Below are 25966 nucleotides of genomic sequence, written 5' to 3' on the forward strand. Positions count from 1 at the left end.
TCCTTATGAGCTGAACGGAGATGGGCCAACCAGCCCGTGGATGTATCCGATAATTCCCATCAGAACGATCGAAGCCACAAAGAACATCGCATCCTTGCCGTAAGTGCCAGGCTCTGCCGGGGTCCACTCGGGTTCAGACTTGTTGATTACAATGACTTCGACCACCGCCCAGGCCAGAAGGCCACCAAACAGGATGATCGAGGCCAGATCGCCGTTCACCAACAGGTGCGCAAAAGCCCACAGTTTGAACCCGCCCAGCATCGGGTGGCGCAGCTTGTTCAGCAGCCGGCCTTTTGTGCCCGCAGGGCTCATCATATAAATCGCGATCAAAACCAACAGGTTGTTGACGTGAACCAGAAAGGTTGGCGGCGCCCAAACATGGATGAAGTCGGTCATGCGATACCCGAAGATCATCAGTAGGATCGACGCGACCAATGCCAGGGCAACAGCGCCTTTACCCGCGTCACCCATTGCGGCGCGGCGTTCAGGTGCCACACGTTTGAACAGATGCGCCCCCCACCACAGCGCCACACCCAAGATCAGAAGAACAAAGCCCATGCTGGCCTACCCCGCTTGCAAAGCTAATATCGCCTCTGCTTTTGCCAGAATTTCGCGGGCAGTTACAACGTGCAGATTTTCGACAATCTTGCCATCGACAACAGCGACCCCTTGGCCAAGGGCCTCGGTCTCTTCAAAGGCCGAAATCTGGCGGCGAGCCAGGTCGATCTCGTCATCCGATGGCGCGAAGGCGGTATTTGCCACTTCGACCTGGGCCGGGTGGATCAGCGTTTTGCCATCAAAGCCCATATCGCGGCCCTGCGCACATTCGAAAGCCAGACCTTCGACATCCTTGAAGGCGTTGTAAACGCCGTCGATGATAATCAGCCCTTCGGCCTTGGCGGCCAGCAAGCACAGCCCTAACGAGGACATCATAGGCAGGCGATCTGGGCGGAAGCGGGTTTGCAACTCTTTCGCCAGATCATTTGTTCCCATCACGAATCCGGCCATCAGCGGATGCGCGGCAATTTCTGCCGCGTTCAGAATTCCACGCGGGGTTTCCATCATGGCCCAGATCGGCAAATCTCCGGTGATCGCAGCCAGCGCATCCACGTCAGCCGCCGAATTCACTTTAGGCAACAGGACTACGTCGGCATCCATTTCGCGCGCAGCCTCGGCATCCGCACGGCCCCATTCGGTGTCCAACCCGTTTATCCGGACAATCTTGACGCGTGACTCGTAACCTCCGGCAGCCAAGGCCGCCTTAAGCGTTTCGCGCGCATTGTCCTTTTCGTCGGCCGCGACCGCATCTTCCAGATCGAAGATGATTGCATCTACCGGCAGAATGCGGGCCTTTTCCAAAGCCCTCTCCCGGGACCCAGGGATATAGAGAACCGAACGATAGGGGCGCTGACGAGGATCCATGGACCACTCCCATTGAAATAAAGTTGCGCGGAATGGGGCATTTTTTACCGGAAAGTTCAAGCCCAAAATTGCCGCACCGCAGCAAACAGGGCGCAACGTGCTTTGCCTTAACTGAATTTCGGCCCCTACGCCGCACCCTGACCAGCAGAGGGAACCGAAAGGATTCGGGATGCGAAAGACAATGTTCAAGATGACGATGGGACTTGGGATCATGGTTCTGGCGGCACAACAGGCACAGGCCCAGGGGCAAAACTGCGCACCGCGAGAGGATGTGCTAAGAAGGTTGACCGACACTTATGGCGAAACGCGCAGGGGCTTTGGTCTGGCCCAGCAAGGCGCAGTCATGGAACTTTTCGCCTCAGCTCAAAGCGGCAGCTGGACCATCACGGTGACCTTGCCCAACGGGGTCACCTGCCTCGTCGCTTCGGGGCAAGCTTTTGAGGCTGTAGCCGAAGCGCTGCCCCCGAACGCCTGATCAGGTAAGTGCGTCCCAGATCAGTTTACTGCCTGTGAGGGTCAGCAGCACATAAGCAATTCCAAAGAACAGGCGTTCGGACAACATGAAATGTGCGCGGACGCCCAGCCACGCACCGAGAACAGCAAACGGTGTTAACAGCATATCGGCCCATGCCGTCTGCCACGTGAACATGCCCAGATAAGCGTAGGGTACAAACTTCGCGATATTAATCACCCAGAAAACCAATACCGTACTGGCTTGAAACTCGGTCTTTGTCAGCCGTTGGGACAACAGGTAAACGGCAGCTGGAGGGCCTCCGGCATGGCTGACGAAGCTGGTGAAGCCCGCGACCAGCCCTGCAAACAGGCCAGCGGAGGGTGGCAACCGTCTGGCAAACCCGCGCACCCAGCCTTTTGACTGTGCGATGTGCCAGATCACGAACCCGACCGAGATGCCGCCGATCAGCAGGCGCAGCAGGTCATCATCCGTTGAGCGGTAAAGCCATGCCCCCATTGCCACACCGGGTACAGCACCCAGGATCAGCAGGCGCGCATCCCTCCAGCTCCACCGCTTCCAATAAGGGCCCAAAGTGGCCACATCGATCACCATCAGAATCGGCAGCATCAGGGCCAGGGCCTGCCCGGGCGTTAGGATCAAGGCCAGAATCGATGATGACGCAAAAGCCACGCCCGAGCCGAAACCGCCCTTTGAGATACCCGCAAATATCACCGCCGGGATCGCCACTGCAAAAAACATCAGGTTTAATTCAAACATGCACCGGTCCCGGTTTTGGCTTGTCTCAAAGGCCCTTTAGCGCAACCACATGGGGTCTCGCAAACGGTATGCGGTTGTATGCCACGTCGCAGAACTCTTGCCTAATGCCGTTTTAGCGACTAGCACAGCCGCGATTTCAAAACCGACCGGAGATATTCCAAATGGCCAGACCCAAGATTGCGCTGATCGGCGCGGGGAACATCGGCGGCACGCTTGCGCATCTTGCAGCTGTCAAAGAACTGGGTGACGTTGTCCTGTTTGACATTGCTGACGGATTGCCACAGGGCAAGGCGCTCGACATCGCCGAATCCGGCCCGTCCGAAGGCTTTGACGCTTCGATGAAAGGCACCAGCGACTATGCCGATATCGCCGGCGCGGATGTCTGCATCGTGACCGCAGGCGTAGCCCGCAAACCGGGCATGAGCCGCGATGACCTGCTGGGCATCAACCTGAAAGTCATGAAGTCGGTCGGCGAAGGTATCGCAGCGCATGCGCCCGATGCGTTCGTGATCTGCATCACCAACCCGCTGGACGCCATGGTCTGGGCGCTGCGCGAATTCTCGGGCCTGCCGCACAACAAAGTCTGCGGCATGGCTGGCGTGCTGGACTCAGCACGTTTCGCGCATTTCCTGTCGGAAGAGTTCAACGTCTCGATGCGCGATGTAACCGCGTTCGTATTAGGCGGACATGGCGACACCATGGTGCCGTCGGTTCGTTATTCGACCGTTGCCGGTATCCCGCTGCCTGATCTGGTTGAAATGGGCTGGACCTCGCAAGAAAAGCTGGATGCCATCGTACAGCGCACCCGTGATGGTGGCGCGGAAATCGTAGGCCTGCTGAAAACCGGGTCGGCTTATTACGCGCCCGCCACTTCGGCGATCGAAATGGCCGAAGCCTATCTGAAAGACCAGAAGCGTGTTCTGCCTTGTGCGGCGTACTGCAGCGGTGAGTTGGGTGTTAACGGCCTTTATGTCGGGGTGCCGACTGTCATCGGCGCTGGTGGCGTCGAGCGCATCGTAAACATCAAGCTGAACGAAGACGAGCAAGCCGGTTTCGACAATTCGGTCAACGCCGTGAAAGGCCTGATCGAGGCATGCAAAGGCATCGACAGTTCACTGGCGTAAAACTGCCAGACAATTTGAATTTGAGGCCGGCCCAATTGTGGGCCGGTTTTCATTTGCCACCGCGGAACCCGGCCGCATATGTTGGCGCAAACGTCGCAAATCCCTTTTTTCGAATGTGATTTCAAAAAACTGTGCAGGATTATCGAATCAATTGATGACACTCGAGCTTTTGTGATCACACCCTAAAAACCCGTGATCACAAATGTTGAAAATCTTCGGCAATTTCCCGTCACAGATCAAAAAACCCTTTAAATTTACCCGCTAGACACGCCTATAACGGTTAAACGCAGTCAGACGGGACAATTTCGATGAACATTCACGAATATCAGGCCAAGGCTCTTCTTCGCAGCTACGGCGCTCCGGTCTCCGATGGTCGCGCCGTGCTGCGCGCCGAGGAAGCCAAAACCGCAGCCGGTGAACTGGATGGGCCGCTTTGGGTCGTCAAGGCGCAGATACACGCGGGTGGCCGTGGCAAAGGATCCTTCAAAGAAGCCGACGCTGGTGAAAAAGGCGGTGTCCGTCTGACGAAATCGGTCGAGGAAGCGGCCGAAGAAGCCAAGAAGATGCTGGGTCGCACTCTGGTCACCCATCAGACGGGTCCGGCAGGCAAGCAGGTCAACCGCATCTATATCGAAGCCGGTTCCGGCATCGAGCGTGAGTTGTACCTGGCCCTGCTGGTAGATCGTCAGACCAGCCGTATCTCGTTTGTCTGCTCGACCGAAGGCGGCATGGACATCGAAGAAGTTGCCGCCGCGACGCCCGAGAAAATCCTGTCCTTCTCGGTTGACCCGGCCACCGGCTACCAACCCTACCACGGTCGCCGCATCGCGTTTTCGCTGGGTCTGGAGGGCGCGCAGGTCAAGCAATGTGTCAGGCTTATGGGCATCCTCTACAAAGCCTTCGTCGAGAAGGACATGGAGATGCTGGAGATCAACCCGCTGATCGTATCCGACAGCGGCGACCTGAAAGTGCTGGATGCCAAAGTTGGCTTTGATGGCAACGCGGTCTACCGCCACCCGGATATCGCTGAACTGCGCGACACGACCGAGGAAGACCCCAAGGAACTGGAAGCCAGCAAATACGACCTGAACTACATCGCACTGGACGGTGAGATTGGTTGCATGGTGAACGGTGCCGGTCTGGCGATGGCCACGATGGACATCATCAAGCTTTATGGGGCCGAGCCTGCCAACTTCCTCGACGTGGGCGGCGGTGCGACCAAAGAGAAGGTGACCGAGGCGTTCAAGATCATCACCTCGGACCCGCAGGTCAAAGGCATTCTGGTCAATATCTTCGGCGGCATCATGCGCTGTGATGTTATCGCAGAGGGCGTGGTGGCTGCGGTGAAAGAGGTCGGGCTGCAAGTTCCGCTGGTCGTGCGTCTGGAAGGCACCAATGTCGAGAAAGGCAAAGAGATCATCAACAATTCGGGTCTGGACGTGATCGCGGCGGACAACCTGAAAGACGGTGCCGAGAAGATCGTGAAGGCGGTTAAGGGTTGAGCAGAGTGGGAGGAAGATTTGCAGAAATGCAAACCTTCCTCTGTCCTCGGGATGAGTATCACTTTCAAAGGCCGATTGAATGAATTTCCAGAAGATCTCCTTGGCAACCGCAATTCTTTTAGCTGGTTGCACGAACGCGCCGGTAACACGAAGCAGTGCAATTGAAGAAGCGAGTGTGCTGTTTGAAACGGTCTGCATGGCCAGCTTGGGTAATCCTTCTCAAGCAACTCAAACGCTGGAGAACTCAGACCTTGAACGTATTTCTAACACGTCCGAGGGAGGAACTCGGTTCTTCAGTGAGCCGAATTGGATCTATGCAGTCACCGGAACCAGAACTTCTGATTTTGGAACCAGGGGCAGGGTCGAGTATGACTACTGCTATATAGCGTCGAAAAACCTAACCTCCACTGACGTAGAAGAAATACAAAAGCGGATGGCTGCAAAGCACATCGATGGTTCATCTACTTATCAGACGACCAGAAGCTCTTCGAGAACTACGCTGAGAGCCGACAAACCCATTGCAGGGCGAAATGTCTACATCGTCTCCGGGCAACCTCCGAAACAACCCGCTGGACAGCAATACTCGTCCATCGAACTTCAACAGATAAGATAGCAAGCGAAGGAGCCACTAAAATGGCAGTCCTCATCGACGAAAATACCAAAGTGATCTGTCAGGGCTCTACCGGCTCGCGGACCAAATCGCTGTTGGTACAGACTGCCTGATCTGACTGGAAATGTAACCCCATGACCATCCCCATCTTCCTCATAGGCCTAGAACGCGCCACCGGGCGGGCGCGTTTGATGGCGCAGGAGCTGCAAAAGGCAGGCCTGTCGGCAACGCGCATCAACGCTGTTGATTGCGACGCCGCCACCCGTGAGGAATTCCTGCGTGAATGCCGGTCTGAGGGACCTTGGGGTTATTTCCATACCAAGGACATGGCCTGCACCCTCAGTCACGCCAAAGCGTGGGAGGCCGTTGTCGCCTCTGGCGCGGAGCAGGCTTTGATACTTGAGGATGATGTTTTCCTGTCGCCAGAACTGGCGGATTGGTTGAACGATGCATCCTGGTGGCCAGAGGATGCCGATATCGTGCGGTTCGAACGCTGGCGCAGCACAAAGCTTTACCTCGCACTTGAGTGCAAAAGCTCATCCCATCTGGGTCGGGAACTGCGCCTGATGCACTCACGCCACCCCGGCGGTGCCGCATATGTGTTGACCCGAAATGCGGCAGAACATTTCCTGGCGCAAAAGCCCTATGACATCACGCTGGATGGCCTGTTGTTCAACCCGTCAGCCTCGGCTGCGGCGCGTCGGGTCAATGTCTATCAGGTGGTCCCTGCGATGGTCGAGCAAGGCAACGAAGCGCCGGGCGAAATCCAGATGGGTGCCTCCCGCGCACGCCCTACGGGCTGGCCGCTGGTCCGACAAAAAATCAGGCGCGCTATCGCCGAAATCAGCAGCGGCCTGCGCACGATGGCCAACCTGGTCCTTGGTCGCGCCACGCTTCAGAAAATTACCTATGCGCCGCAGGTTCTTCCAGCGGCAGAACCCCATCAATCCAACACCGCCTAGAGAAAGGGACAAAATGGCAGTCCTCATCGACGAAAACACCAAAGTGATCTGTCAGGGCTTTACCGGCTCGCAAGGTACATTCCACAGCGAACAGGCCATTGCCTATGGCACCAAGATGGTTGGCGGCGTAACCCCCGGCAAAGGCGGGATGGAGCATTTGGGCCTGCCCGTGTTCAACTCGGTCCACGAGGCCAAGCACGTGACCGAAGCCAACGCATCGGTGATCTACGTACCGCCCCCATTCGCGGCGGACTCGATCCTCGAAGCGATTGATGCCGAGATGGAAGTGATTGTCTGCATCACCGAAGGTATCCCGGTTCTGGACATGATGAAGGTAAAACGCGCGCTGGAAGGCAGCAAGTCGCGCCTGATCGGCCCGAACTGCCCCGGTGTCATCACGCCTGACGCCTGCAAGATCGGCATCATGCCCGGCCACATTCACAAACGCGGGAGCGTGGGTGTCGTTTCCCGCTCGGGTACGCTTACTTATGAAGCCGTGAAACAGACAACGGATGTAGGACTGGGCCAGTCCACCTGTGTGGGCATTGGCGGCGACCCGATCAAAGGGACTGAGCATATCGACGTGCTGGAATGGTTCCTGGCAGATGACGAGACCACTTCGATCATCATGATTGGCGAAATCGGCGGCTCGGCCGAGGAAGAGGCTGCGCAGTTCCTGGCCGATGAGGCCAAGAAAGGCCGCAAAAAGCCGGTTGCAGGCTTCATCGCAGGCCGCACAGCCCCTCCGGGCCGCCGCATGGGCCACGCGGGTGCGATTGTCGCCGGTGGCAAGGGCGGTGCCGAGGACAAGATCGAAGCCATGCGCTCGGCCGGTATCGTCGTGGCCGAAAGCCCGGCGCAGCTGGGAGAGGCTGTGTTGGAAGCGATTGGGTAAGTGATGGCTGCCGGTCGCACATGTGTGCAGAGGGCAGCGCCCGACTGCGGGTGGGTGCAACGCACCCGCCCATGGGGCGGTCGGGCGCTGCCCCGGCAGTGCCGCCGAGTAAGTGAGTGTTAATGGGGCCGAAACAAGCCATATCGACTGGTATTCGAAAAGCACTCGTCTTTTCAGGCAGGGCTACGCGAGCCGAGTTTTGGTGGTTCGGACCATTGGCGGCTATGCTGCCAATAATTGTAACTCTGCATCTTGACTGGCGTGTTTCCTTCGGCTGGGGAATCGGGCGGTTAATAGTAGTGATGGCAACCTCTATCCCTTTGCTCGCGGCTATGAGCCGACGGTTACAAGATACTGGAGAAGATGGTCATCAGGCCCTGTATCCTTTCATGCCAATTATACTCATCTGGATTGGGCACCAGGTCTTCTTGTTGTTCAGTTTATTGATAGGTGGGCCAATTTTGTGGCTGATCTTGGCATTCCTGACCCTTGGGCCGATGTTTCTAGCGGCACTCGTCGCGAGTGTGATGGTAACAGCAAATATCATCGGAATGATGCTTGTCGCGTCTGAGCCGGGGAGCAACCGGTTTGGTGTGCCAAATGGAGAAGTGACCGCATGACCTTCTCCGACGCCATACGCACCTGCTTCTCCAAGTTCTTCACCTTTTCGGGCCGTGCTTCGCGGCCCGAATACTGGTTCTTTTTTCTGTTCATCGTGATCTGGAACATCATCGCTGGGATCATCGACTGGCAGTTCTTCACGCAGGTCGCGGTGACGGAAACCGAAACCTCGAAATCCGTGTCAGCCACGTCCTCGCAACCGGTGCAGGGCATCGTCGGCCTGATTGTATTCTTTCCTCATTTGACGGTCGCTTTCCGGCGGATGCACGATACCGGTCGCAGCGGGCTGTATGCTCTGCTGCCGATCCTGTTGATCCTTGGCGCCGGAGCTGTGCTCGTTTTCGGTATCGGCCTGGCCTCTCATTTCCAGCATGGCGGCAGGCTGGATATCCTGTTCACCCGCGCCACGTTGCTCATCGTTCTTCCGACACTACTGGTACTGGTGGTGTCGCCCCTCCTGGTTCTATGGTGGCTGACACGCCCCAGCCAGCCAGGCACCAATCAATACGGTCCCAACCCAACAGAGGTAGCCCTATGACCGAACATTCGCCCAATTCCGCCTTTCATGCCTCAAGCTTCATGCAGGGGCATAATGCCGAATATCTGGAGCAGCTTTATGCGCAATACACAAAGAACCCCGGTGCGGTGGACGCCGCATGGGGCGCGTTCTTTGATGCCATGGGCGATGATGCCCCCGATGTTCAACGCGAAGCCGAAGGCCCGTCCTGGGCGCGCACCGACTGGCCGCCAATGCCAGCAGACGACCTGACTGGTGCGCTGACTGGTGAATGGGCCGAGATTGACGCCAAAGCGGCGGGCAAGAAGATCAAGGACAAGGCGGCTGAAAAAGGGGCTGAGGTCAGCGACGACCAGATCAAACGCGCCGTGCTGGACAGTTTGCGAGCACTGATGCTGATCCGGGCCTATCGCATCCGGGGCCATCTGGCCGCGGATCTGGACCCGCTGGGCATGCGCGCTGCCAGCACCCATCCTGAGCTGGACCCGAAGACTTACGGTTTCACCGATGCCGACATGGATCGCCCGATCTTTATCGACAACGTGCTGGGACTGCAGGTCGCTTCGATGCGGCAGATCGTTGAAATCGTGAAACGTACATATTGCGGCACCTTCGCACTGCAATACATGCATATCTCGAACCCGGAAGAGGCCGCCTGGCTGAAAGAGCGGATCGAGGGCTATGGCAAGGAAATCGCATTCACCAAAGAAGGCCGCAAGGCGATCCTGAACAAAATGGTCGAGGCCGAGGGCTTTGAGAAGTTCCTGCACGTCAAGTACATGGGCACCAAGCGGTTCGGTCTGGACGGAGGCGAGGCGCTTATCCCGGCGATGGAACAGATCATCAAGCGCGGTGGCGCGCTTGGCCTCAGTGACATCGTCATCGGGATGCCGCACCGGGGCCGCCTGAACATTCTGGCCAACGTGATGGGCAAACCTTATCGCGCGATTTTCAACGAATTCCAGGGCGGTAGCTTCAAACCCGAAGACGTGGATGGCTCTGGCGATGTGAAATATCACCTCGGCGCCTCTAGCGATCGCGAATTCGATGGCAACAGTGTGCACCTGTCACTGACCGCCAACCCCTCTCACCTTGAGGCGGTAAACCCGGTGGTTCTGGGTAAGGTCCGCGCCAAGCAGGACCAACTGGGCGATACAGATCGCACAAGGGTCATGGCGATATTGCTGCACGGTGACGCGGCCTTTGCCGGTCAAGGTGTTGTGGCCGAGGGCTTTGGCCTATCCGGCCTGAAAGGGCACAGAACCGGCGGCACCATGCACATCGTGGTCAACAACCAGATCGGGTTCACTACCGCGCCGCATTTCAGCCGCTCGAGCCCCTATCCCACCGATATCGCGCTGATGGTCGAGGCCCCGATCTTCCATGTGAACGGCGACGACCCCGAGGCGGTAGTTCACGCCGCGAAGGTGGCGACCGAGTTCCGCCAGAAGTTCCATAAAGACGTGGTTCTGGACATCTTCTGCTATCGCCGGTTTGGCCATAACGAGGGCGATGAGCCCATGTTCACCAACCCGATCATGTACAAGAAGATCAAAACCCATAAGACAACGCTTTCCTTGTATACCGAGCGGCTGGTCAAGGACGGGCTGATCCCCGAGGGTGAGATCGAAGATATGAAGGCCGCTTTTCAGGCCCACCTGAACGACGAATTCGAGGCCGGGAAAGACTATAAACCCAACAAGGCCGACTGGCTGGATGGGCGCTGGTCGCATCTTGACAAGAACAAGGATGACTATGTCCGGGGTGAAACAGCGATCTCGGCAGAGACACTGGCAGAAATCGGAGCCGCGCTGACCAAGGCTCCTGGCGATTTCGCAATGCACAAAACCGTTGAGCGGTTGCTGGAACATAAGAAACAGATGTTCGAGACTGGTGCAGGCTTCGACTGGGCCACGGGCGAGGCACTGGCGTTTGGCTCGTTGCTGACCGAAGGATATCCCGTGCGTCTGGCCGGACAGGACGCAACACGGGGCACCTTCAGCCAGCGTCACTCTGGGTTTGTTCATCAGGAAACCGAAGAACGGTATTACCCGCTTAACAACATCCGTGCCGGGCAATCCCAATACGATGTCATCGACTCGATGCTGTCGGAATACGCGGTGCTGGGTTTTGAATACGGCTATTCGCTAGCAGAACCGAACGCTCTGGTTCTGTGGGAGGCGCAGTTCGGCGACTTTGCCAACGGTGCGCAGATCATGTTCGACCAGTTTATCAGCTCGGGCGAAAGCAAGTGGCTGCGGATGTCCGGTCTTGTCACATTGCTGCCGCATGGCTTTGAAGGGCAAGGCCCGGAACACTCGTCAGCGCGTCTGGAACGGTTCCTGCAAATGTGCGGTCAGGACAACTGGATCGTGGCGAACTGTACGACACCCGCGAACTATTTCCACATCCTGCGCCGTCAGTTGCACCGTACTTTCCGGAAACCGCTGATCCTGGTGACACCGAAGTCGCTGCTGCGTCACAAGCTGGCCGTCAGCACGGCGGACGACTTCACCACAGGCTCCAGCTTCCACCGGGTGCTGTGGGATGACGCGCAGAAGGGCAACTCTGACACCAAGCTGGTGGCCGATGACAAGATCAAGCGCGTCGTCATGTGTTCCGGCAAGGTCTATTTCGACCTGCTGGAGGAACGCGACGCGCGTGGCATCGATGACATCTACCTGATGCGGATCGAACAATTCTATCCGTTCCCGGCACATTCACTGATCAACGAACTCGAACGGTTCAAGAATGCCGAGATGGTCTGGTGTCAGGAAGAGCCCAAGAACCAGGGTGCGTGGACCTTTATCGAACCCAACATCGAATGGGTCCTGTCCCGTATCGATGCAAAACACACTCGCCCGACCTATGCCGGTCGCGCCACATCGGCCTCGCCCGCAACGGGGCTGGCCAGCCAACACAAAGCCCAACAAGAAGCGCTGGTTAACGAAGCGCTGAGCATTGAAGGAAAGTAAGCGATGACGATTGAAGTTCGTGTTCCCACGCTTGGCGAATCGGTCACCGAAGCCACAGTTGCAACCTGGTTCAAAAAGCCCGGTGATGCGGTCGCCATGGATGAGATGCTGTGTGAGCTGGAGACAGACAAGGTCACCGTCGAGGTTCCTTCTCCCGCAGCGGGTGTAATGGGTGAAATCGTGGCAGCCGAAGGCGAAACCGTCGGTGTTGACGCCTTGCTGGCAACGATTGCGGCGGGCGAAGGCGCAGCCCCGGCGCCAGCCGCAGCCCCGGCAGCGGCACCTGCCGCATCAGGTGGGTCGGTTGACGTGATGGTTCCGACACTTGGTGAGTCTGTGACGGAGGCAACCGTTTCGACCTGGTTCAAGAAGGTTGGCGACAACGTCGCGCAGGATGAGATGCTGTGCGAATTGGAAACCGATAAAGTCTCGGTTGAAGTTCCCGCACCGACTTCGGGTGTTCTTGCGGAAATCGTTGCTCCAGAAGGATCGACCGTGGATGCGGCTGCCAAGCTGGCCGTCATCACCGGAGCTGCCGCTGGTGCAGCAGCCGCGCCGGCACAGGCAGCAGCGGCGGCGCCCGCAGCAACAAGCACCGGAAAAGACGTCGCAAACGCACCGTCCGCCCAGAAAGCAATGGCCGAAGCCGGACTGTCGGCTGATCAGGTCACCGGAACAGGCCGCGACGGTCGCATCATGAAGGAAGACGTAGCCAAAGCCGTTGCAGCAGTTTCAGCCCCGGCACCTGCGGCGACTGCGCCCGCCCCTGTGGCCCAAGCCCCTCGCGCCCCTGTGGCTGCCGAGGACGAGGCCCGCGAAGAACGCGTGCGGATGACCCGCCTGCGCCAAACCATTGCCAAACGTCTCAAGGACGCACAAAACACCGCTGCGATCCTGACCACCTACAACGAGGTGGACATGACCGAGGTCATGGCCCTGCGCAATCAGTACAAAGACCAGTTCGAGAAGAAGCATGGCGTGCGTCTGGGCTTTATGTCCTTCTTCACCAAGGCCTGCTGCCACGCGCTGAAAGAAGTGCCCGAGGTCAATGCGGAGATTGATGGAACCGACATCGTCTACAAGAACTTCGTGCATATGGGCGTTGCCGCTGGTACGCCGCAGGGTCTGGTCGTTCCCGTGATCCGTGATGCCGACAGCATGTCCTTTGCCGCGATCGAAAAAGCCATCGCCGAAAAGGGCAAGCGCGCCCGTGACGGCAAGCTGAGCATGGCTGAGATGCAGGGTGGCACCTTCACCATCTCGAACGGTGGTGTCTATGGCTCGCTAATGTCCTCGCCGATCCTGAACCCCCCTCAGTCGGGTATTCTGGGCATGCACAAGATCCAGGACCGCCCGATGGTCATCAATGGTGAGATCAAGATCCGCCCGATGATGTATCTGGCCCTGTCTTATGACCACCGGATCGTCGATGGCAAAGGTGCCGTTACCTTCCTCGTTCGTGTGAAAGAGGCGCTGGAAGACCCGCGCCGCCTGCTGATGGACCTGTAAGCATGGCAACGCATGTACTTTGGCAAGCCGACGTGGCCGATTTCAACGCCTGGCTGAAAGTGTTCCGCGAGGACAAACCGATGCGCAAGGCCGCGGGTATCCGCGACCTGCACGTCTGGCGCGACCCCGACCAAAAAGACCACGCCATCGCGATGTTCGAGGTTACAAACCTGGACAAGGCCAAAGCCTTCTTTGGTTCTGAAGAATTGGCGATGCATCACGAGCGGGGCGGAATTGCCCATATCTCGATCAAGCTGCTGGAACCTGTTTGACAATGACTATTTCCGACCCGCCAAATCGGGTCGGGGAAGCGCCGGAACGTCCGGTCGATTTAGGAGAATGTAATGGCAAATTATGACGTCATCGTAATCGGCGCCGGGCCCGGCGGCTATGTCTGCGCGATCCGCTGCGCTCAACTGGGTTTGAAAACCGCCGTGGTCGAAGGGCGCGAAACACTGGGCGGTACTTGCCTGAACGTGGGCTGCATTCCCTCCAAGGCGCTGCTGCATGCCAGCCATCAGCTGCACGAGGCCGAGCATAACTTTGCCAAGATGGGCCTGAAGGGCAAAGCGCCTTCAGTCGATTGGAAGCAGATGCAGGCCTACAAGGACGAGGTCATCGACGGCAACACCAAAGGCATCGAATTTCTGTTCAAGAAGAACAAGATCGACTGGCTGAAAGGCTGGGGATCAATCCCAGCCGCAGGTCAGGTCAAGGTGGGTGATGAGGTCCACGAGACCAAGAACATTATCATCGCCTCTGGATCGGAACCATCTTCTCTGCCCGGTGTTGAAGTTGATGAGAAGGTTGTCGTGACTTCAACCGGTGCTTTGTCGCTGAACAAGGTCCCGAAGAAAATGGTTGTGATCGGCGCGGGTGTGATCGGGCTGGAACTGGGATCGGTTTACAGCCGCCTGGGCGCCGAGGTGACGGTGATCGAGTTCCTCAAGGAGATCACGCCGGGCATGGACCCTGAGGTGCAAAAAACCTTCCAGCGCATTCTCAAGAAACAGGGCCTGACCTTTATCATGGGTGCAGCGGTGCAGAAAACCGAAGCGACCAAGACCAAGGCCAAAGTTACCTACAAGCTGCTCAAAGACGACAGTGAACATGTGATCGACGCCGACACTGTGCTGGTTGCCACAGGCCGCAAACCCTATTCGGATGGTCTGGGGCTGGACGCTTTGGGCGTCGAGATGACCCAACGTGGTCAGATCAAGGTTGGTGCCGACTGGCAGACCAACGTGCCGGGCATCTATGCAATTGGCGACGTGACCGAAGGCCCGATGCTGGCACACAAGGCCGAAGACGAAGGAATAGCCGCTGCCGAACAGGTTGCAGGCAAGCACGGTCATGTGAACTATGGCGTGATTCCGGGCGTGATCTACACTTGGCCAGAAGTCGCGAATGTTGGTGAAACCGAAGCGACGCTCAAGGAACAGGGTCGTGCCTATAAGGTCGGCAAGTTCATGTTCATGGGCAATGGGCGCGCCAAGGCGAATTTTGCGGCTGACGGGTTCGTCAAGATTCTGGCCGACAAGGAAACCGATCGCATCCTGGGTGCCCATATCATCGGCCCCGGCGCGGGTGATCTGATCCACGAGGTCTGTGTGGCGATGGAATTCGGTGCTTCTGCCGAGGATCTGGCGCTCACCTGCCACGCGCATCCGACGTATTCCGAAGCGGTGCGCGAGGCTGCCCTGGCCTGCGGAGACGGCCCGATCCACAGCTAACACCCCTGACCCCGGCGGCAATCAGCTTGCCGGGGTCAGCCATGCATCCAGATAGGTTTCCAGCCTGTCTGTGAACGTTGTCGCTGAATGCAGCGCGCAATACTGTAAGGACATGGCCTGAATGGCAAAGGCCTGCACGCCTTCTGCCAACAGCTCGGATGGTACATCCTTGCGTACCTCTGCTGTTTCAAGCCACATCATCACGACCCGGAAATACCGTTCAAAACAATAGGCAATCGGCCCAATATCTGCGATAGCCGTTGCCCCCGAGTATCTGATCAACAGATCGAACACGTACCGTTCGGACGTCATGAATTCGTGGACCGGTTCCAGCGAAGCGATAATCTCTGGTACCGTTTTGGGTGGGGTACCGGATTGGGCCTGATCCAGGCAAGCATTCAGATTGTCCGCTATCAAGATTTCCATCAGCGCGTCCTTGTCGCGGAAGTGTGCAAAGAAGGTCCCCTTGGCAACACCCGCGGCCTTTACAACTTCATCCACCCGCAAGGCTTCATATCCGCCATGTCGGATAACCTCTTCCGCAGCTGATAGAAGCTTGGCGCGGGTCTTGATGGTACGTTTCTGGATCGTTTTTTGCATAACGCCCAATCGCACATTTTTTGACCGTGGTCAAATTTAATATTGACCGTGGTCATTTTTTGATTCTATAAACTGACCGTGGTCATTTTTAGGAGAACCCCGATGCACCCCAAGAAAATCCTCATCCTCGATGGACATCCGGCAGAAAGCAGCTTGTCACGCACATTCGCAGAAACCTATGGCGAGGCAGCCCGCAAAAACGGACATGATGTCCGAATAGTCCATCTGAGCGACTTGCAATTCGATTTTGATTTCGGTCAGGGCAACTATCACGACTTCAAGCCGCTTGAACCGGTTCTGGAACACGTGTTGCAGGACTTCGAATGGAGCGACCATCTGGTCCTGACCACACCTATGTGGTGGGGCGGGCTGCCTGCAAAACTCAAGGGATTGATTGACCGGATGTTCATACCGGGGCGGACATTCGACACCCGCAACACGACGATGGCTGGCCTGCCAGCCCCGATGCTGACCGGACGCACGGCACGCGTTATCCTGACCTCAGATACGCCGGGCTGGTTCATGCGCCTGATGTACAGGCAAGCGCTTATTCGACAGGTTCGGGGCCAGATCCTCGGTTTTGTTGGCTTCAAACCAACGCGATTCACTTACTTTGCAGGCGCAAGCTATCCCAAACCGGGCAGCGTTGATCGCTGGATCAAAAAAGTGTCCAGAATCGGAGCCGCCGCAGCTTGACTGAACAACCGTCCGCTACCTACCACATTGTCTTGGCGGCGCGTGCAGCCCAGTCTTTGTCATATTGCGCGCCGCCCTCTTCACCCTCTGACGCCTCCGACAAAAGCTGCCCAATCGTCGGAAGGTCCTTGCTTTCGTCGCCACAAGTCCAAGTGCGGGCGCGCATCAGTGCACGCGCGCACTGACTGTAAATCTCGTCAATCTGCACGACGATAACCGTCGCCGGAACCTTGCCAGCCTTTTCGAACTGGTTGCGCAATGCCGCGTCTGCGGTCAATCGGGCTGTTCCGTTTACCCGAACGACATTGTCAGAACCCGGCACAAAGAACATCAGCGAAACGCGCGGGTCCCGAACAATGTTGCGCAAGCTGTCCAGGCGGTTGTTTCCCCGCCAGTCAGGCAACGCCAGCGTTTTTGGGTTTAACTCACGCACAACAGCACCGTCGTCCCCACGTGGGCTTCCGTCCACACCCTCGGGACCAACTGTACTGAGAACACAAAGGCGCGCGGCTTCAATCCACTTGCGATAGAGCGGAGTTAAGTGTCGAACGACCTTTCGCAACGAAGCAGCACCCGGCGTTCCGTACAACGCCTCGAGATCTTCTACTTTTTCAATGAATTCCATCAGGATCAAACCCCACTTCGCGCATCAATTCGTTCGAGCGTGTTTCGATGACTTCCTCCAACCGCGCGAGGAACTCATCGCGGGCAACACCTGGTTTGATCGGCTCCAGAAAATCTACAATGGCAAGGCCGGGTTTACGCATCACGCCTGTACGGGGCCAGAACACGCCAGCATTCGTCGCAACCGGAACGCATGGAAAACCAAGGCCTTCATACAGGACCGCTGTACCAACCTTGTAGGGTTTCTTTACTCCCGGTGCCACACGCGTGCCCTGCGGATAGATCACCAGCTGACCGGGTTCGGAGAATTCTTTTGAGACGTCCTTGACCATTTTTGCCACAGCCGCTCCGCGCTTGCCGCGATTGACCGGAATACAGCCAAGGCGTCGTGCATACATGCCAATGACGGGTGTGAACAACAGCTCGCGCTTCATGATAAACTTGCCGTGCGGAATGGCGTCGAAAATCATGATTATATCAAGGAACGACTGATGTTTGGCCCCGATGACCACTTCATTCGTTGGGGCATTGCCCCGCACCTCGCAGCGAATACCAACCATCCACCGGGCCAGCCACATGGTGCTTTTGGCGTAGGTTTTACACGCTTTCAGCGCACCGTTTTTGGAAAACAGAGCATAAGGCAGAAACGCGATGCCAAGGACCAGCATCCAGGCATAGATCACAATCATGAAGATGAGGGAACGAACCCACTGAATTGCCATCAACATCAGGAAAGCTCCTTCAACTTGCGTCGGGCTGCGGCCCATGTGGCAACAAAGGCAACGGCTGCCCCAAGGACGGGGATAAGAACCGGCAACACCCAGTCTTTACCCTGAAATCCAACTCCGGTCAGAAATCCGCCCGCGTCCGAAGCTTCGGGCAAAAGCAAGACACCAGTCATTCCCAGCAGGGTCCCAACCGAGGCGCCGAAAAACGCGCGATAGGTAAACCGCCGTACAAAAGCACCTGCGATGAAACCATCCTGCGCGCCAACCAATCGCAGAACTTCGATAATCTGCGCATTGGCCGCAAGTGATGCGTTGGCCGCAAGAGTGATCATCGCAGCGGTCGCGCCACCGATCAGCAGGATTGATATCCACCCCAGACGACGCAGGGACATCGCAGCATCGACCAGCGGTTCGCGCCATCGCGTGTGATCATCAAGAACCGCGCCGGGCACCTCGGCCCCCAATCGCAATCGCAGTCCGATTGCATCCAGCCCCGGTTCACCCTCGATGATCTCTATCAGCTGCGGGATTGGCAAAGTATCCAACGGCAGGTCCGGCCCGAACCAAGGTGACAGCAACGCGGCTTGTTCATCTGCGCTAAGCGCACGGGCAGACGCGACACCTGGTGTCTGGCTGAGGACGGTCAATGCCGCTTCTGTCTGGGCAGCAAGCTGCTCGGCCGGTGCGTTGATGCGCAAGGTTGCAGCGCCCGCCAGTTCCGAAGCCCACCGATCCGCGATGCGGCCAGAGGCGAGGGACAAAGCCAAAGCGAAAACAGCAAGAAATGCCATGGCACCAGCGACAAACAGGGTCAGGTGGGCGGTGTAGCCGGTTGGCGGAACAACGCGGTCAGCACGGGTATCGCCGCGCAGCAGGTTTCGGATATCAGCCCCAGTCACAGGTCTGCCCCCGCCAGATGCAGCTTTCGCTGCGAAATCCGCAAAACACGCGCCTGAACATGGCTTTTTGCAGCTCGGATCAGGCTCAGGTCATGGGTGGCAATCAGAACGGTCTTTCCCATGCGGTTCAGCTCAACCAGAAGGTGCAGCAAACGTTGCGACATCTCCCAATCGATATTGCCCGTGGGCTCATCCGCCAATATGACATCGGGCGACAGGATGACGGCACGCGCCAGAGCCGCTCGTTGACGTTCACCGCCGGATAATTCCGGTGGCCGTGCTTCGAGACGTGCACCAAGCCCCACCCAGCTAAGCAGTTCGGTCAGATTGTCTTGCCCGGACGATTCCCCGCGCCCGGAGACCATCAGTGGCAAGGCGACATTTTCAGCAAGCGTCATATGGTCAAGAAACTGGCAATCCTGATGCACAACGCCGACACGGCGGCGCAGCACGGCCAGCTGATCCCGATCAAGGGTCGAGACGTCCTGATCAAACACGCTAAGACGCCCTGAGGTCGGTAACAGCGCCCCGTAACACAACTTGAGCAATGTCGTCTTGCCCGCCCCCGACGGCCCGGTCAGAAAATGGAACGACCCTGGCTGTAATTGAACCGAGACATCGCTCAGCAACTCGCCGCCACCGTAGGTATAGCTGACATTTTCCAGCTCGATCACACGTGCCCCCAATATTTTGCCGCTCTTCTTGCCCGAGCAGGGCGACGGTTTCAATGGCTCTACCGAGTCCAATTGGTGACACTTGACCTATGAAACCGAAAACGCCCTTTGCTGTTGGGTCTTAACGGAATATCATCCCTGAAAAAACTATTATCGGCCCTTCACCCGGTCGAGGAGGCAGTATGCGTCTTACATGTCCGAATTGCACTGCGCAGTACGAAGTTCCTGACGAGGTCATCCCCGAGGAAGGCCGCGACGTGCAGTGTTCGAACTGCGATCAAACCTGGTTTCAGGCCAAGCATCCATCCGAGCCGACGGTTGAACCGAACGCGCCCGAGGACAAGCCTGTTGTGGCAGATACACCTGACACCGAGGTCGAGGCCCAGAAGGACGCCGAGCCCGCAGAAAAAACAGCGCCAGAGGCTGAAAAACTTGCTGCATCCACAGGAAATGTTGCCCCATCAGTCGCCAGTATCCTGAAAGAAGAAGCCGCACGAGAAGCAGAGTTGCGCGCGCAGGAAGGCGGCGGCCTGGAAAGCCAGCCCGATCTGGGCCTGGAAGCCCCACCAGAGCCAAAGGTCAGGCCCAAACGCCCTGCAACTTCGGAAACCGCCGTTGATGCCGGGCAAAAGGATGCACTGCCGGATGTCGATGCCATCAACTCGAGCATGCGGTCCGACCCCGCAGAAGATGTGGCGCAGGCGCCCCGCAAGTCCGGTGGGTTCTTGCGTGGTTTTGCGCTGATGCTGATCATCGGCGTGGTTCTGTACCTGATCTACGGGAATGCCCGCCAAATCAGCGAGGCTGTACCGCAGGCCGATCCGCTGCTCAGCTCATATGTGTCGCTGGTGGATCAGGCGCGAATCTGGCTCGAAACTCAGTCAGGATCTGGAGCGCAGAACTGAGAGCTAGAACCGCTCCAGCAACCGCTTGAGGTATTCCAACTCGATCTGGGGACGGTCTGTTTCACCGGTCCGGCGACGGATTTCATCCAGCAACTCGCGGGCCCGGCGATAGACATCTTCGCCTTGCAACAGGTTCTCGTCGGTTGAAATCGAACCCGCAGCACCCGGGTTTCGGCCCAGCGGATCGCGGTTGTTGGCCTGCATGTCGCCGTCTTGTGTTCCCTGCCCCGGTTGGTTCTGCTGTTCCTGCGCCATAGCTTCACCCAGCGACCGCATCCCTTCGCGCAACGCTTCCATCGCTTCGGACTGACGGTCGATAGCTTCGGCGAGATCATCGCCACGCAGGGCCTGCTCGGCCTCGTCCATGGCACGCCCGGCACGATCCAGCGCTTCGCGGGCGGCGTCACCTTCGGGTGTGCCGACACCGGGCAATCCCTGTTGCTGGCGACCCAGCTCGTCTCTCAACGCTTGCTGTCGGTCGGCGAGCGAACCTTGCCCCTGCTCACCGTCTCCGGCCTGATCCGAACCTTCACCCTGTCCGCCCTGCCCTTCGTGGCTTTGCCCCCGACCTTGACCACCGTTGCGACCTTCGTTCCCTTGGCTTTCACCTGATTGCGCGCCGGGGTTGAACTGTTCCTGCAAATCACGAAAAGCCTGATCGCTGAGACCCTGCTGTTCGCGCAGGGTTTCTGCGAGACCTTCCATGGCCTGCTGGCCTTCGGATTGCTGCCCTTGGCCCTGACCCTGAGTTACACGCATGTTCTCCATCATCTGCTGGAATTCTTCCAGCGCCTGCTGGGCTTCGGCCATGCGACCTTGTTCCATCAGTTCCTGAATACGGTCCATCATGCGCTGCAGGTCATCCTGCGTCATTTGCAAAGATTCACTATTCTGGCCGGGCTGACGTTCGCCGTCTTCTCCATCTTGCTGTGCCAGACGTTGTAGTTGCTGAAGGTAATCCTGCGTCGCCTCGCGCAATTCCTGCATCAACTCCGCTATTTCTTCATCGCTGGCCCCGTTCTTCATCGCCTCGGTCAGACGTTCCTGCGCGCGGCGCATCCGTTCCAATGCATCCGCCAGCGTCCCGTCCTCGATCACCACGGCAAGGTCCCACAGGGCTTGTGCAATCTCTTCCTGTTGTTTGGGTTTCAACCCGTATCGATGAAAAGTTTCCAATCGCCTCAGAACAACCCGCAGACGCAGATAGGCTGTGTCAGAACGAAACAGATCCTCAGGGCGGTGCGACACAGCCCTCAGCAATTGCGAGACACGAGGCGCATTGGATCGCGACCAAAGCAGATCGCGCCTTTGCTCAATCACGGCTGCCGCCAGCGGATCAAAGAAGCGCCGTGCTGGCAAAGCCGTCTCATAGGAATCCGAAGACGTTTGCTGATCCGCTGCATCCGTTGCCATCAAGGTAATCCTGACCGGCAAATGCGCCCACGGATGCTGCGAGAAATCCTCGATCAGGTCTTCGGTGAAATCTGCCCGATCACCGGTGATCGGCATGGGTAATTCAATTTCGATCACCTCGCGCGGCTCTGGCTCGGCCGCCAGTCCGTACCGACGGTCAATCGCCGCCAAATCCAGCTCAATCCGGGCCAAGCCCGAAACCACTCCGTAATCATCGCTGGCGGAAAATGGCAGCTTCATCTGCCCGCCCGCTTCAGACTCGGCGGTACCGGAAACTGCAATCTGCGGAGCCGCGTCGTCAATGACCTGCACCGACCAGTCCCGCCCCACCGGTCCATCAATGCGCAACTGACCCGAGCGTTCGGCAACAAACTCCTGTTCCGGGTCTGTTGCCGCCTCGGTTCCGCTGGCAGAACTGCTTTCGGTCAGACTATGTGCACCGACCTCACCGTAAAGTCGCAAGGTGATGCGACTGCCCTTGGGAACAGAAAGCGCCGCCCCCGTCTGATCAGCAAGATATAAGGTCGGCAAACCTGTGTATCTGGGGGGTTCCACCCATCCTTCCCAAGTTGGGCCCTGTCCAGCGACGGTTGTACCCGGCGCCATGTCCGCCACTGAACCCACGCGCCACAACGAACCAAAGATCAGCGCCACGACAAATGCCAGCAGAGCGGCATAGCGCAGCGCATACGGATCACGCGACGCAAGCCGAAGATCTGGTTTCACAGCCTCAGCAGTGGCCGCACGCTGTGCCATGCGGGCTTTGTGCGCCTGCCACAAGGCAACCGAGTCCCCATCGTTGGTACCGATTGCCTGATCATCCAGCAAAGCCTGAATAGGTCGACCGGGCAGAGCCTCATCCAGCCGCGCCAGCGCATCAGCGCGGGACGGCAGTTTGAATTTCGTGACACCGCGGAGGGATGCTACACCAAAAGAGATCAACGAGAGCGCACCAGCACCCCAGACGATTTCAATGGGCAGATGATCCTGCAGCCCCAGCATCAGAGCGGCGAGCAAAGCCAGAACAATCGAGAACGCAGGCCAGAACGCGCGCAGCACCTGTTCAGCCACCATGCCAAGATGGGTTAGCCACAGGGACAGGCGCGGAATGGGCAGGTTCGTACTGTTGGTCAAGACGGGCCTCCGGGACGGGCCCGCGCGGTTATCGCGTCAAAGCCACGATGGTATGGTATCGCGGTTTATGATTTCGTCAAAGCTTGGCCGTTCACGAATGACTGCAAATTGATCGCCATTCACCAGAACTTCAGGGATCAACGGACGGGTATTGTATTCGCTGGACATCACCGCACCGTATGCACCCGCGCTGCGAAATGCGACCAGATCACCCGATTTCAACGGTGGCATATTGCGCTGCTTGGCAAAGGTATCCCCGGATTCGCAGACCGGGCCTACGATGTCATAGGCTTGCTGTTCCACGCCAGCCGCCGGTTCCTGCACCGCTATGATATCGTGGTACGCTTCGTACATTGCAGGCCGGATCAGGTCATTCATCGCCCCATCAAGGATCAAAAAGTCGCGACCTTCGCCTGATTTCACATAGATGACCTTGCTGACCATGATCCCGGCATTGCCCGCGATCAGGCGGCCCGGCTCAATCTCGATCTCACAGCCCAGATGGCCCAGTGTTTTCTTGACCAGCGCACCATATTCAATCGGCAAGGGCGGTGCGTCGTTCGACCGGGTGTATGGAATGCCCAAACCACCGCCCAGGTCAAGGCGCCTAATGTTGTGACCTTCAGAGCGGAGGCGCTCGGTCAACTCGGCCAACTTTGTGTAGGCCAACTCATACGGTTCAAGTTCGGTCAGTTGCGAGCCGATGTGAACGTCGATGCCGATCACCTCCAGCCCCGGCAGGTCGGCGGCGTGAGCATAAACTTCCGAGGCGCGGGCTATCGGAATGCCAAACTTGTTCTCGGACTTGCCCGTGGCAATCTTGGCATGCGTCCTGGCATCAACATCCGGGTTCACCCTGACGGTAATCGGCGCGATCACGCCAAGCTCAAGCGCAATGGCGTTGATCACTTCCATTTCGGGCTCGGATTCGACATTGAACTGGCGAATGCCGCCGCTCAGCGCCATGCGTATCTCGTCCGCTGTTTTCCCCACACCTGAGAACACGATCTTGTCACCGGGAACACCAGCCGCCTTCGCACGCAGATATTCTCCGCCCGAGACCACGTCCATCCCCGCACCTGCTTGGGCCAATGTCTTAAGGATCGCCTGATTGCTGGCCGCCTTCATCGCGTAGCAGACCAGATGATCGGTGCCGTCCAACGCGTCATCGAACAGCTTGAAATGCCGCAGCAATGTAGCCGTGGAATAGACGTAGAACGGTGTTCCAACCGCGGCTGCGATTTCGGAGACGGGGACATCCTCGGCGTAAAGCGCGCCGTCGCGGTACAAAAAGTGATCCATGCTTGCGCGCTTAGACCATAAAAGGACTTCGGATCAATGGATTCTGTATCCTTAGTCCCGGTTTAGTTTTGCGTTGAAACACCAACTCGGCCATAGCCCGAGATTGAAATGCCGGTGCCCGATTGTTTTGGTTCGGCCGCAGGTTCCGGACGTCGCGCTGACGAAGGCTCGCAAGCCGCCAAAACAGCAAGAGCACAAACCAATCCCAGAATTTTCATTTCAATACCATTTCTTTGTGTGACAGGTAATCGATACGTGGACCCAACATGAGGTGCCGGGACCATGGGCGCAACATTCAAAAGGATCAGAATCCAAGATAAATGCCCAGCGGTCCGCGGCTTAGGCCGACACCCCCGCCAACATACGCGCCGCTTGATCCAACCCCAATGGTGGCACTGACCGTGGGTTGAGGGGCAGTTGGTTGATCAGGCTCGCCATCAGCCCCGCACCCGGCCAGCACCAGACCGGAAACCGCAATCAGGATCGCACGTAGCGCGGTTGTCATACCATTGCCTTCCATCGTTCGATCTGGGCCCGCACCTGATCGGGGGCGGTACCACCGTAGGACTGCCGCGAGTTTACCGAATTGTCGACGCCAAGGACAGAGTAGACATCATCCGAGATATCACCATGGACCGATTGCATATCATCCAGCGTCAGGTCGGGCAGATCACAATCCTTGCCTTCGGCCATGGCCACCAGTGATCCGGTGACGTGATGCGCATCCCGGAACGGCAGGCCCAGCACCCGCACCAGCCAGTCGGCCAGATCCGTAGCGGTCGAGAAACCCGAGCCGGCGGCGGCGGCAAGGCTGTCGCGGTTGGCGGTCATGTCCTTGACCATCCCTTCCATCGCAGCCAGTGCCAGCATCCAGTTGTCGGCGGCATCAAAGACCTGTTCCTTGTCCTCCTGCATGTCCTTTGAATAGGTCAGCGGCAGGCCCTTCATCACCATCATCAGCGCGGTATTGGCCCCATAGATACGCCCAACCTTGGCGCGGATCAGTTCGGCTGCATCCGGGTTCTTTTTCTGCGGCATGATCGACGAGCCGGTCGAAAACCGGTCGGACAGGGACACGAAACGGAACTGGGCCGACGACCAAATCACCAGCTCCTCGGCAAAGCGCGACAGGTGCACAGCGCAGATCGAGGCGGTCGACAGGAACTCCAGCGCGAAATCGCGGTCGCTGACGGCATCCAGCGAGTTGGCGGCGGGGCGATCAAAGCCCAACGCCTGCGCCGTCATATGGCGATCAATGGGGAAAGATGTACCCGCCAGTGCGGCGGCCCCCAACGGGGATTCGTTCATTCGGGCACGGGCGTCGCGGACTCGGCTCAGGTCGCGGCCGAACATCTCGACATAGGCCATCATGTGGTGGCCCCATGTTACGGGTTGCGCAGTTTGCAGGTGGGTGAAGCCGGGCATGACCCAATCGGCGCCTGCTTCGGCCTGTGCCAAAAGCGCGCGAATCAGAGCCAGCAGACCAGTTTCAGCCGCGTCTAGCTGATCCCGGACCCACAGTTTGAAATCCGTCGCCACCTGATCATTGCGCGAACGCCCTGTGTGCAAACGGCCAGCAGGCTCGCCGATGATCTCTTTCAGCCGCGCCTCGACATTCATGTGTATGTCTTCCAACGCAGTTGAAAACTGAAACGTGCCGCTCTGGATTTCTGACAAAACGGTGAGCAGCCCTTCCCGAATGGCTTCAGCATCACTATCACTTATGACGCCTGTAGCAGCCAACATGGCCGCATGGGCGCGCGAGCCTTCGATGTCCTGGGCTGCCATCCGCTGATCGAACCCGATCGAGGCGTTGATCGCCTCCATGATCGCGTCTGGACCGGCGGCAAAGCGGCCGCCCCACATCTGGTTCGAGGATTGATCGGTCAT

General features: G+C 57.9%; 26 protein-coding genes. 14 read left to right on the top strand and 12 right to left on the bottom strand.

Annotated features, from left to right (window positions below; translation table 11 throughout):
- Positions 1–3: 3 nt before the first annotated feature.
- Complete coding sequence (locus tag ACR0DS_RS08705; protein WP_480558811.1) at positions 4–558, bottom strand: NnrU family protein; 555 nt, start codon at positions 556–558, stop codon at positions 4–6.
- A gap of 6 nt (positions 559–564) precedes the next feature.
- Positions 565–1422 (bottom strand): HpcH/HpaI aldolase/citrate lyase family protein, encoded by an 858-nt coding sequence (locus ACR0DS_RS08710; RefSeq protein WP_480558809.1) that lies wholly within the window; start codon positions 1420–1422, stop codon positions 565–567.
- 169 nt (positions 1423–1591) lie between these two features.
- On the opposite strand from ACR0DS_RS08710, the gene ACR0DS_RS08715 reads away from it, so the two are divergent.
- Positions 1592–1897, top strand: a complete 306-nt coding sequence (locus ACR0DS_RS08715; RefSeq protein ID WP_480486649.1) for a hypothetical protein — start codon at positions 1592–1594, stop codon at positions 1895–1897.
- Here ACR0DS_RS08715 and ACR0DS_RS08720 read toward each other — a convergent pair whose 3' ends face one another.
- Complete coding sequence (locus tag ACR0DS_RS08720; protein WP_267363195.1) at positions 1898–2653, bottom strand: sulfite exporter TauE/SafE family protein; 756 nt, start codon at positions 2651–2653, stop codon at positions 1898–1900.
- A 161-nt stretch (positions 2654–2814) separates the two neighbouring features.
- On the opposite strand from ACR0DS_RS08720, the gene mdh reads away from it, so the two are divergent.
- From mdh to lpdA, 11 genes are all read left to right on the top strand, one after another.
- Complete coding sequence (gene mdh / locus ACR0DS_RS08725) at positions 2815–3777, top strand: malate dehydrogenase (protein WP_267363196.1); 963 nt, start codon at positions 2815–2817, stop codon at positions 3775–3777.
- A gap of 308 nt (positions 3778–4085) precedes the next feature.
- Positions 4086–5279, top strand: coding sequence for an ADP-forming succinate--CoA ligase subunit beta (gene sucC, locus ACR0DS_RS08730; RefSeq protein ID WP_267363198.1), 1194 nt, complete (start codon positions 4086–4088; stop codon positions 5277–5279).
- 79 nt (positions 5280–5358) lie between these two features.
- Entirely contained in the window at positions 5359–5892 is a 534-nt protein-coding gene (locus tag ACR0DS_RS08735) for a hypothetical protein (protein ID WP_480483144.1), read from the top strand.
- A gap of 131 nt (positions 5893–6023) precedes the next feature.
- On the top strand, positions 6024–6851 hold the full coding sequence (locus tag ACR0DS_RS08740; RefSeq protein ID WP_480558807.1) for a glycosyltransferase family 25 protein: 828 nt from the start codon (positions 6024–6026) through the stop codon (positions 6849–6851).
- 13 nt (positions 6852–6864) lie between these two features.
- The gene (sucD, locus tag ACR0DS_RS08745; protein WP_209506539.1) at positions 6865–7746 is read left to right on the top strand and encodes a succinate--CoA ligase subunit alpha; all 882 of its coding nucleotides are present in this window, start codon (positions 6865–6867) and stop codon (positions 7744–7746) included.
- A gap of 122 nt (positions 7747–7868) precedes the next feature.
- A complete protein-coding gene (locus ACR0DS_RS08750) occupies positions 7869–8366 on the top strand; it encodes a DUF805 domain-containing protein (protein ID WP_480558805.1) in 498 nt (165 codons plus the stop codon).
- On the top strand, positions 8363–8905 hold the full coding sequence (locus ACR0DS_RS08755) for a DUF805 domain-containing protein (RefSeq protein WP_480558803.1): 543 nt from the start codon (positions 8363–8365) through the stop codon (positions 8903–8905). The genes ACR0DS_RS08750 and ACR0DS_RS08755 overlap by 4 nt, the downstream gene beginning before the upstream one ends.
- Positions 8902–11859, top strand: a complete 2958-nt coding sequence (locus ACR0DS_RS08760; RefSeq protein ID WP_480483137.1) for a 2-oxoglutarate dehydrogenase E1 component — start codon at positions 8902–8904, stop codon at positions 11857–11859. The genes ACR0DS_RS08755 and ACR0DS_RS08760 overlap by 4 nt, the downstream gene beginning before the upstream one ends.
- Positions 11860–11862: 3 nt before the next feature.
- A complete protein-coding gene (odhB, locus tag ACR0DS_RS08765; protein WP_480558801.1) occupies positions 11863–13368 on the top strand; it encodes a 2-oxoglutarate dehydrogenase complex dihydrolipoyllysine-residue succinyltransferase in 1506 nt (501 codons plus the stop codon).
- 2 nt (positions 13369–13370) lie between these two features.
- Complete coding sequence (locus tag ACR0DS_RS08770) at positions 13371–13640, top strand: hypothetical protein (RefSeq protein WP_480483134.1); 270 nt, start codon at positions 13371–13373, stop codon at positions 13638–13640.
- A 72-nt stretch (positions 13641–13712) separates the two neighbouring features.
- On the top strand, positions 13713–15101 hold the full coding sequence (gene lpdA, locus ACR0DS_RS08775; protein ID WP_480483132.1) for a dihydrolipoyl dehydrogenase: 1389 nt from the start codon (positions 13713–13715) through the stop codon (positions 15099–15101).
- 21 nt (positions 15102–15122) lie between these two features.
- Here the strand turns inward: lpdA and ACR0DS_RS08780 are convergent, their stop codons facing one another.
- Positions 15123–15701, bottom strand: a complete 579-nt coding sequence (locus tag ACR0DS_RS08780; RefSeq protein WP_480558799.1) for a TetR/AcrR family transcriptional regulator — start codon at positions 15699–15701, stop codon at positions 15123–15125.
- Between the two features lie 102 nt (positions 15702–15803).
- On the opposite strand from ACR0DS_RS08780, the gene ACR0DS_RS08785 reads away from it, so the two are divergent.
- Positions 15804–16397, top strand: a complete 594-nt coding sequence (locus tag ACR0DS_RS08785) for an NAD(P)H-dependent oxidoreductase (protein WP_480483129.1) — start codon at positions 15804–15806, stop codon at positions 16395–16397.
- A 19-nt stretch (positions 16398–16416) separates the two neighbouring features.
- On the opposite strand, the gene ACR0DS_RS08790 is transcribed toward ACR0DS_RS08785, so the two are convergent.
- The 4 genes from ACR0DS_RS08790 to ACR0DS_RS08805 are packed head-to-tail and all read right to left on the bottom strand — an operon-like array spanning position 16417 to position 19322.
- Positions 16417–17022 (bottom strand): pyridoxamine 5'-phosphate oxidase family protein, encoded by a 606-nt coding sequence (locus tag ACR0DS_RS08790; RefSeq protein WP_480483127.1) that lies wholly within the window; start codon positions 17020–17022, stop codon positions 16417–16419.
- Positions 17009–17749, bottom strand: a complete 741-nt coding sequence (locus ACR0DS_RS08795; RefSeq protein ID WP_480558797.1) for a lysophospholipid acyltransferase family protein — start codon at positions 17747–17749, stop codon at positions 17009–17011. The genes ACR0DS_RS08790 and ACR0DS_RS08795 overlap by 14 nt, the downstream gene beginning before the upstream one ends.
- Positions 17749–18648 carry a cell division protein FtsX gene (locus ACR0DS_RS08800; RefSeq protein ID WP_480558795.1) on the bottom strand — a complete coding sequence of 300 codons (900 nt, stop codon included), beginning with the start codon at positions 18646–18648 and terminating at the stop codon, positions 17749–17751. The genes ACR0DS_RS08795 and ACR0DS_RS08800 overlap by 1 nt, the downstream gene beginning before the upstream one ends.
- The gene (locus ACR0DS_RS08805; RefSeq protein ID WP_480476894.1) at positions 18645–19322 is read right to left on the bottom strand and encodes a cell division ATP-binding protein FtsE; all 678 of its coding nucleotides are present in this window, start codon (positions 19320–19322) and stop codon (positions 18645–18647) included. The genes ACR0DS_RS08800 and ACR0DS_RS08805 overlap by 4 nt, the downstream gene beginning before the upstream one ends.
- Before the next feature lie 182 nt (positions 19323–19504).
- Here ACR0DS_RS08805 and ACR0DS_RS08810 point away from each other — a divergent pair, with 182 nt between their 5' ends.
- Positions 19505–20227, top strand: coding sequence for a zinc-ribbon domain-containing protein (locus ACR0DS_RS08810; RefSeq protein ID WP_480558793.1), 723 nt, complete (start codon positions 19505–19507; stop codon positions 20225–20227).
- 3 nt (positions 20228–20230) lie between these two features.
- Here the strand turns inward: ACR0DS_RS08810 and ACR0DS_RS08815 are convergent, their stop codons facing one another.
- From ACR0DS_RS08815 to argH, 4 genes are all read right to left on the bottom strand, one after another.
- Positions 20231–22774, bottom strand: coding sequence for a TIGR02302 family protein (locus tag ACR0DS_RS08815; RefSeq protein WP_480558791.1), 2544 nt, complete (start codon positions 22772–22774; stop codon positions 20231–20233).
- Positions 22775–22810: 36 nt separating this feature from the next.
- Complete coding sequence (gene lysA / locus ACR0DS_RS08820; protein WP_480545890.1) at positions 22811–24076, bottom strand: diaminopimelate decarboxylase; 1266 nt, start codon at positions 24074–24076, stop codon at positions 22811–22813.
- Between the two features lie 304 nt (positions 24077–24380).
- Positions 24381–24581, bottom strand: a complete 201-nt coding sequence (locus tag ACR0DS_RS08825; protein WP_480486634.1) for an argininosuccinate lyase — start codon at positions 24579–24581, stop codon at positions 24381–24383.
- A complete protein-coding gene (argH, locus tag ACR0DS_RS08830) occupies positions 24578–25966 on the bottom strand; it encodes an argininosuccinate lyase (protein ID WP_480558789.1) in 1389 nt (462 codons plus the stop codon). The genes ACR0DS_RS08825 and argH overlap by 4 nt, the downstream gene beginning before the upstream one ends.

Source organism: Ruegeria sp. AF5 (assembly GCF_056541905.1).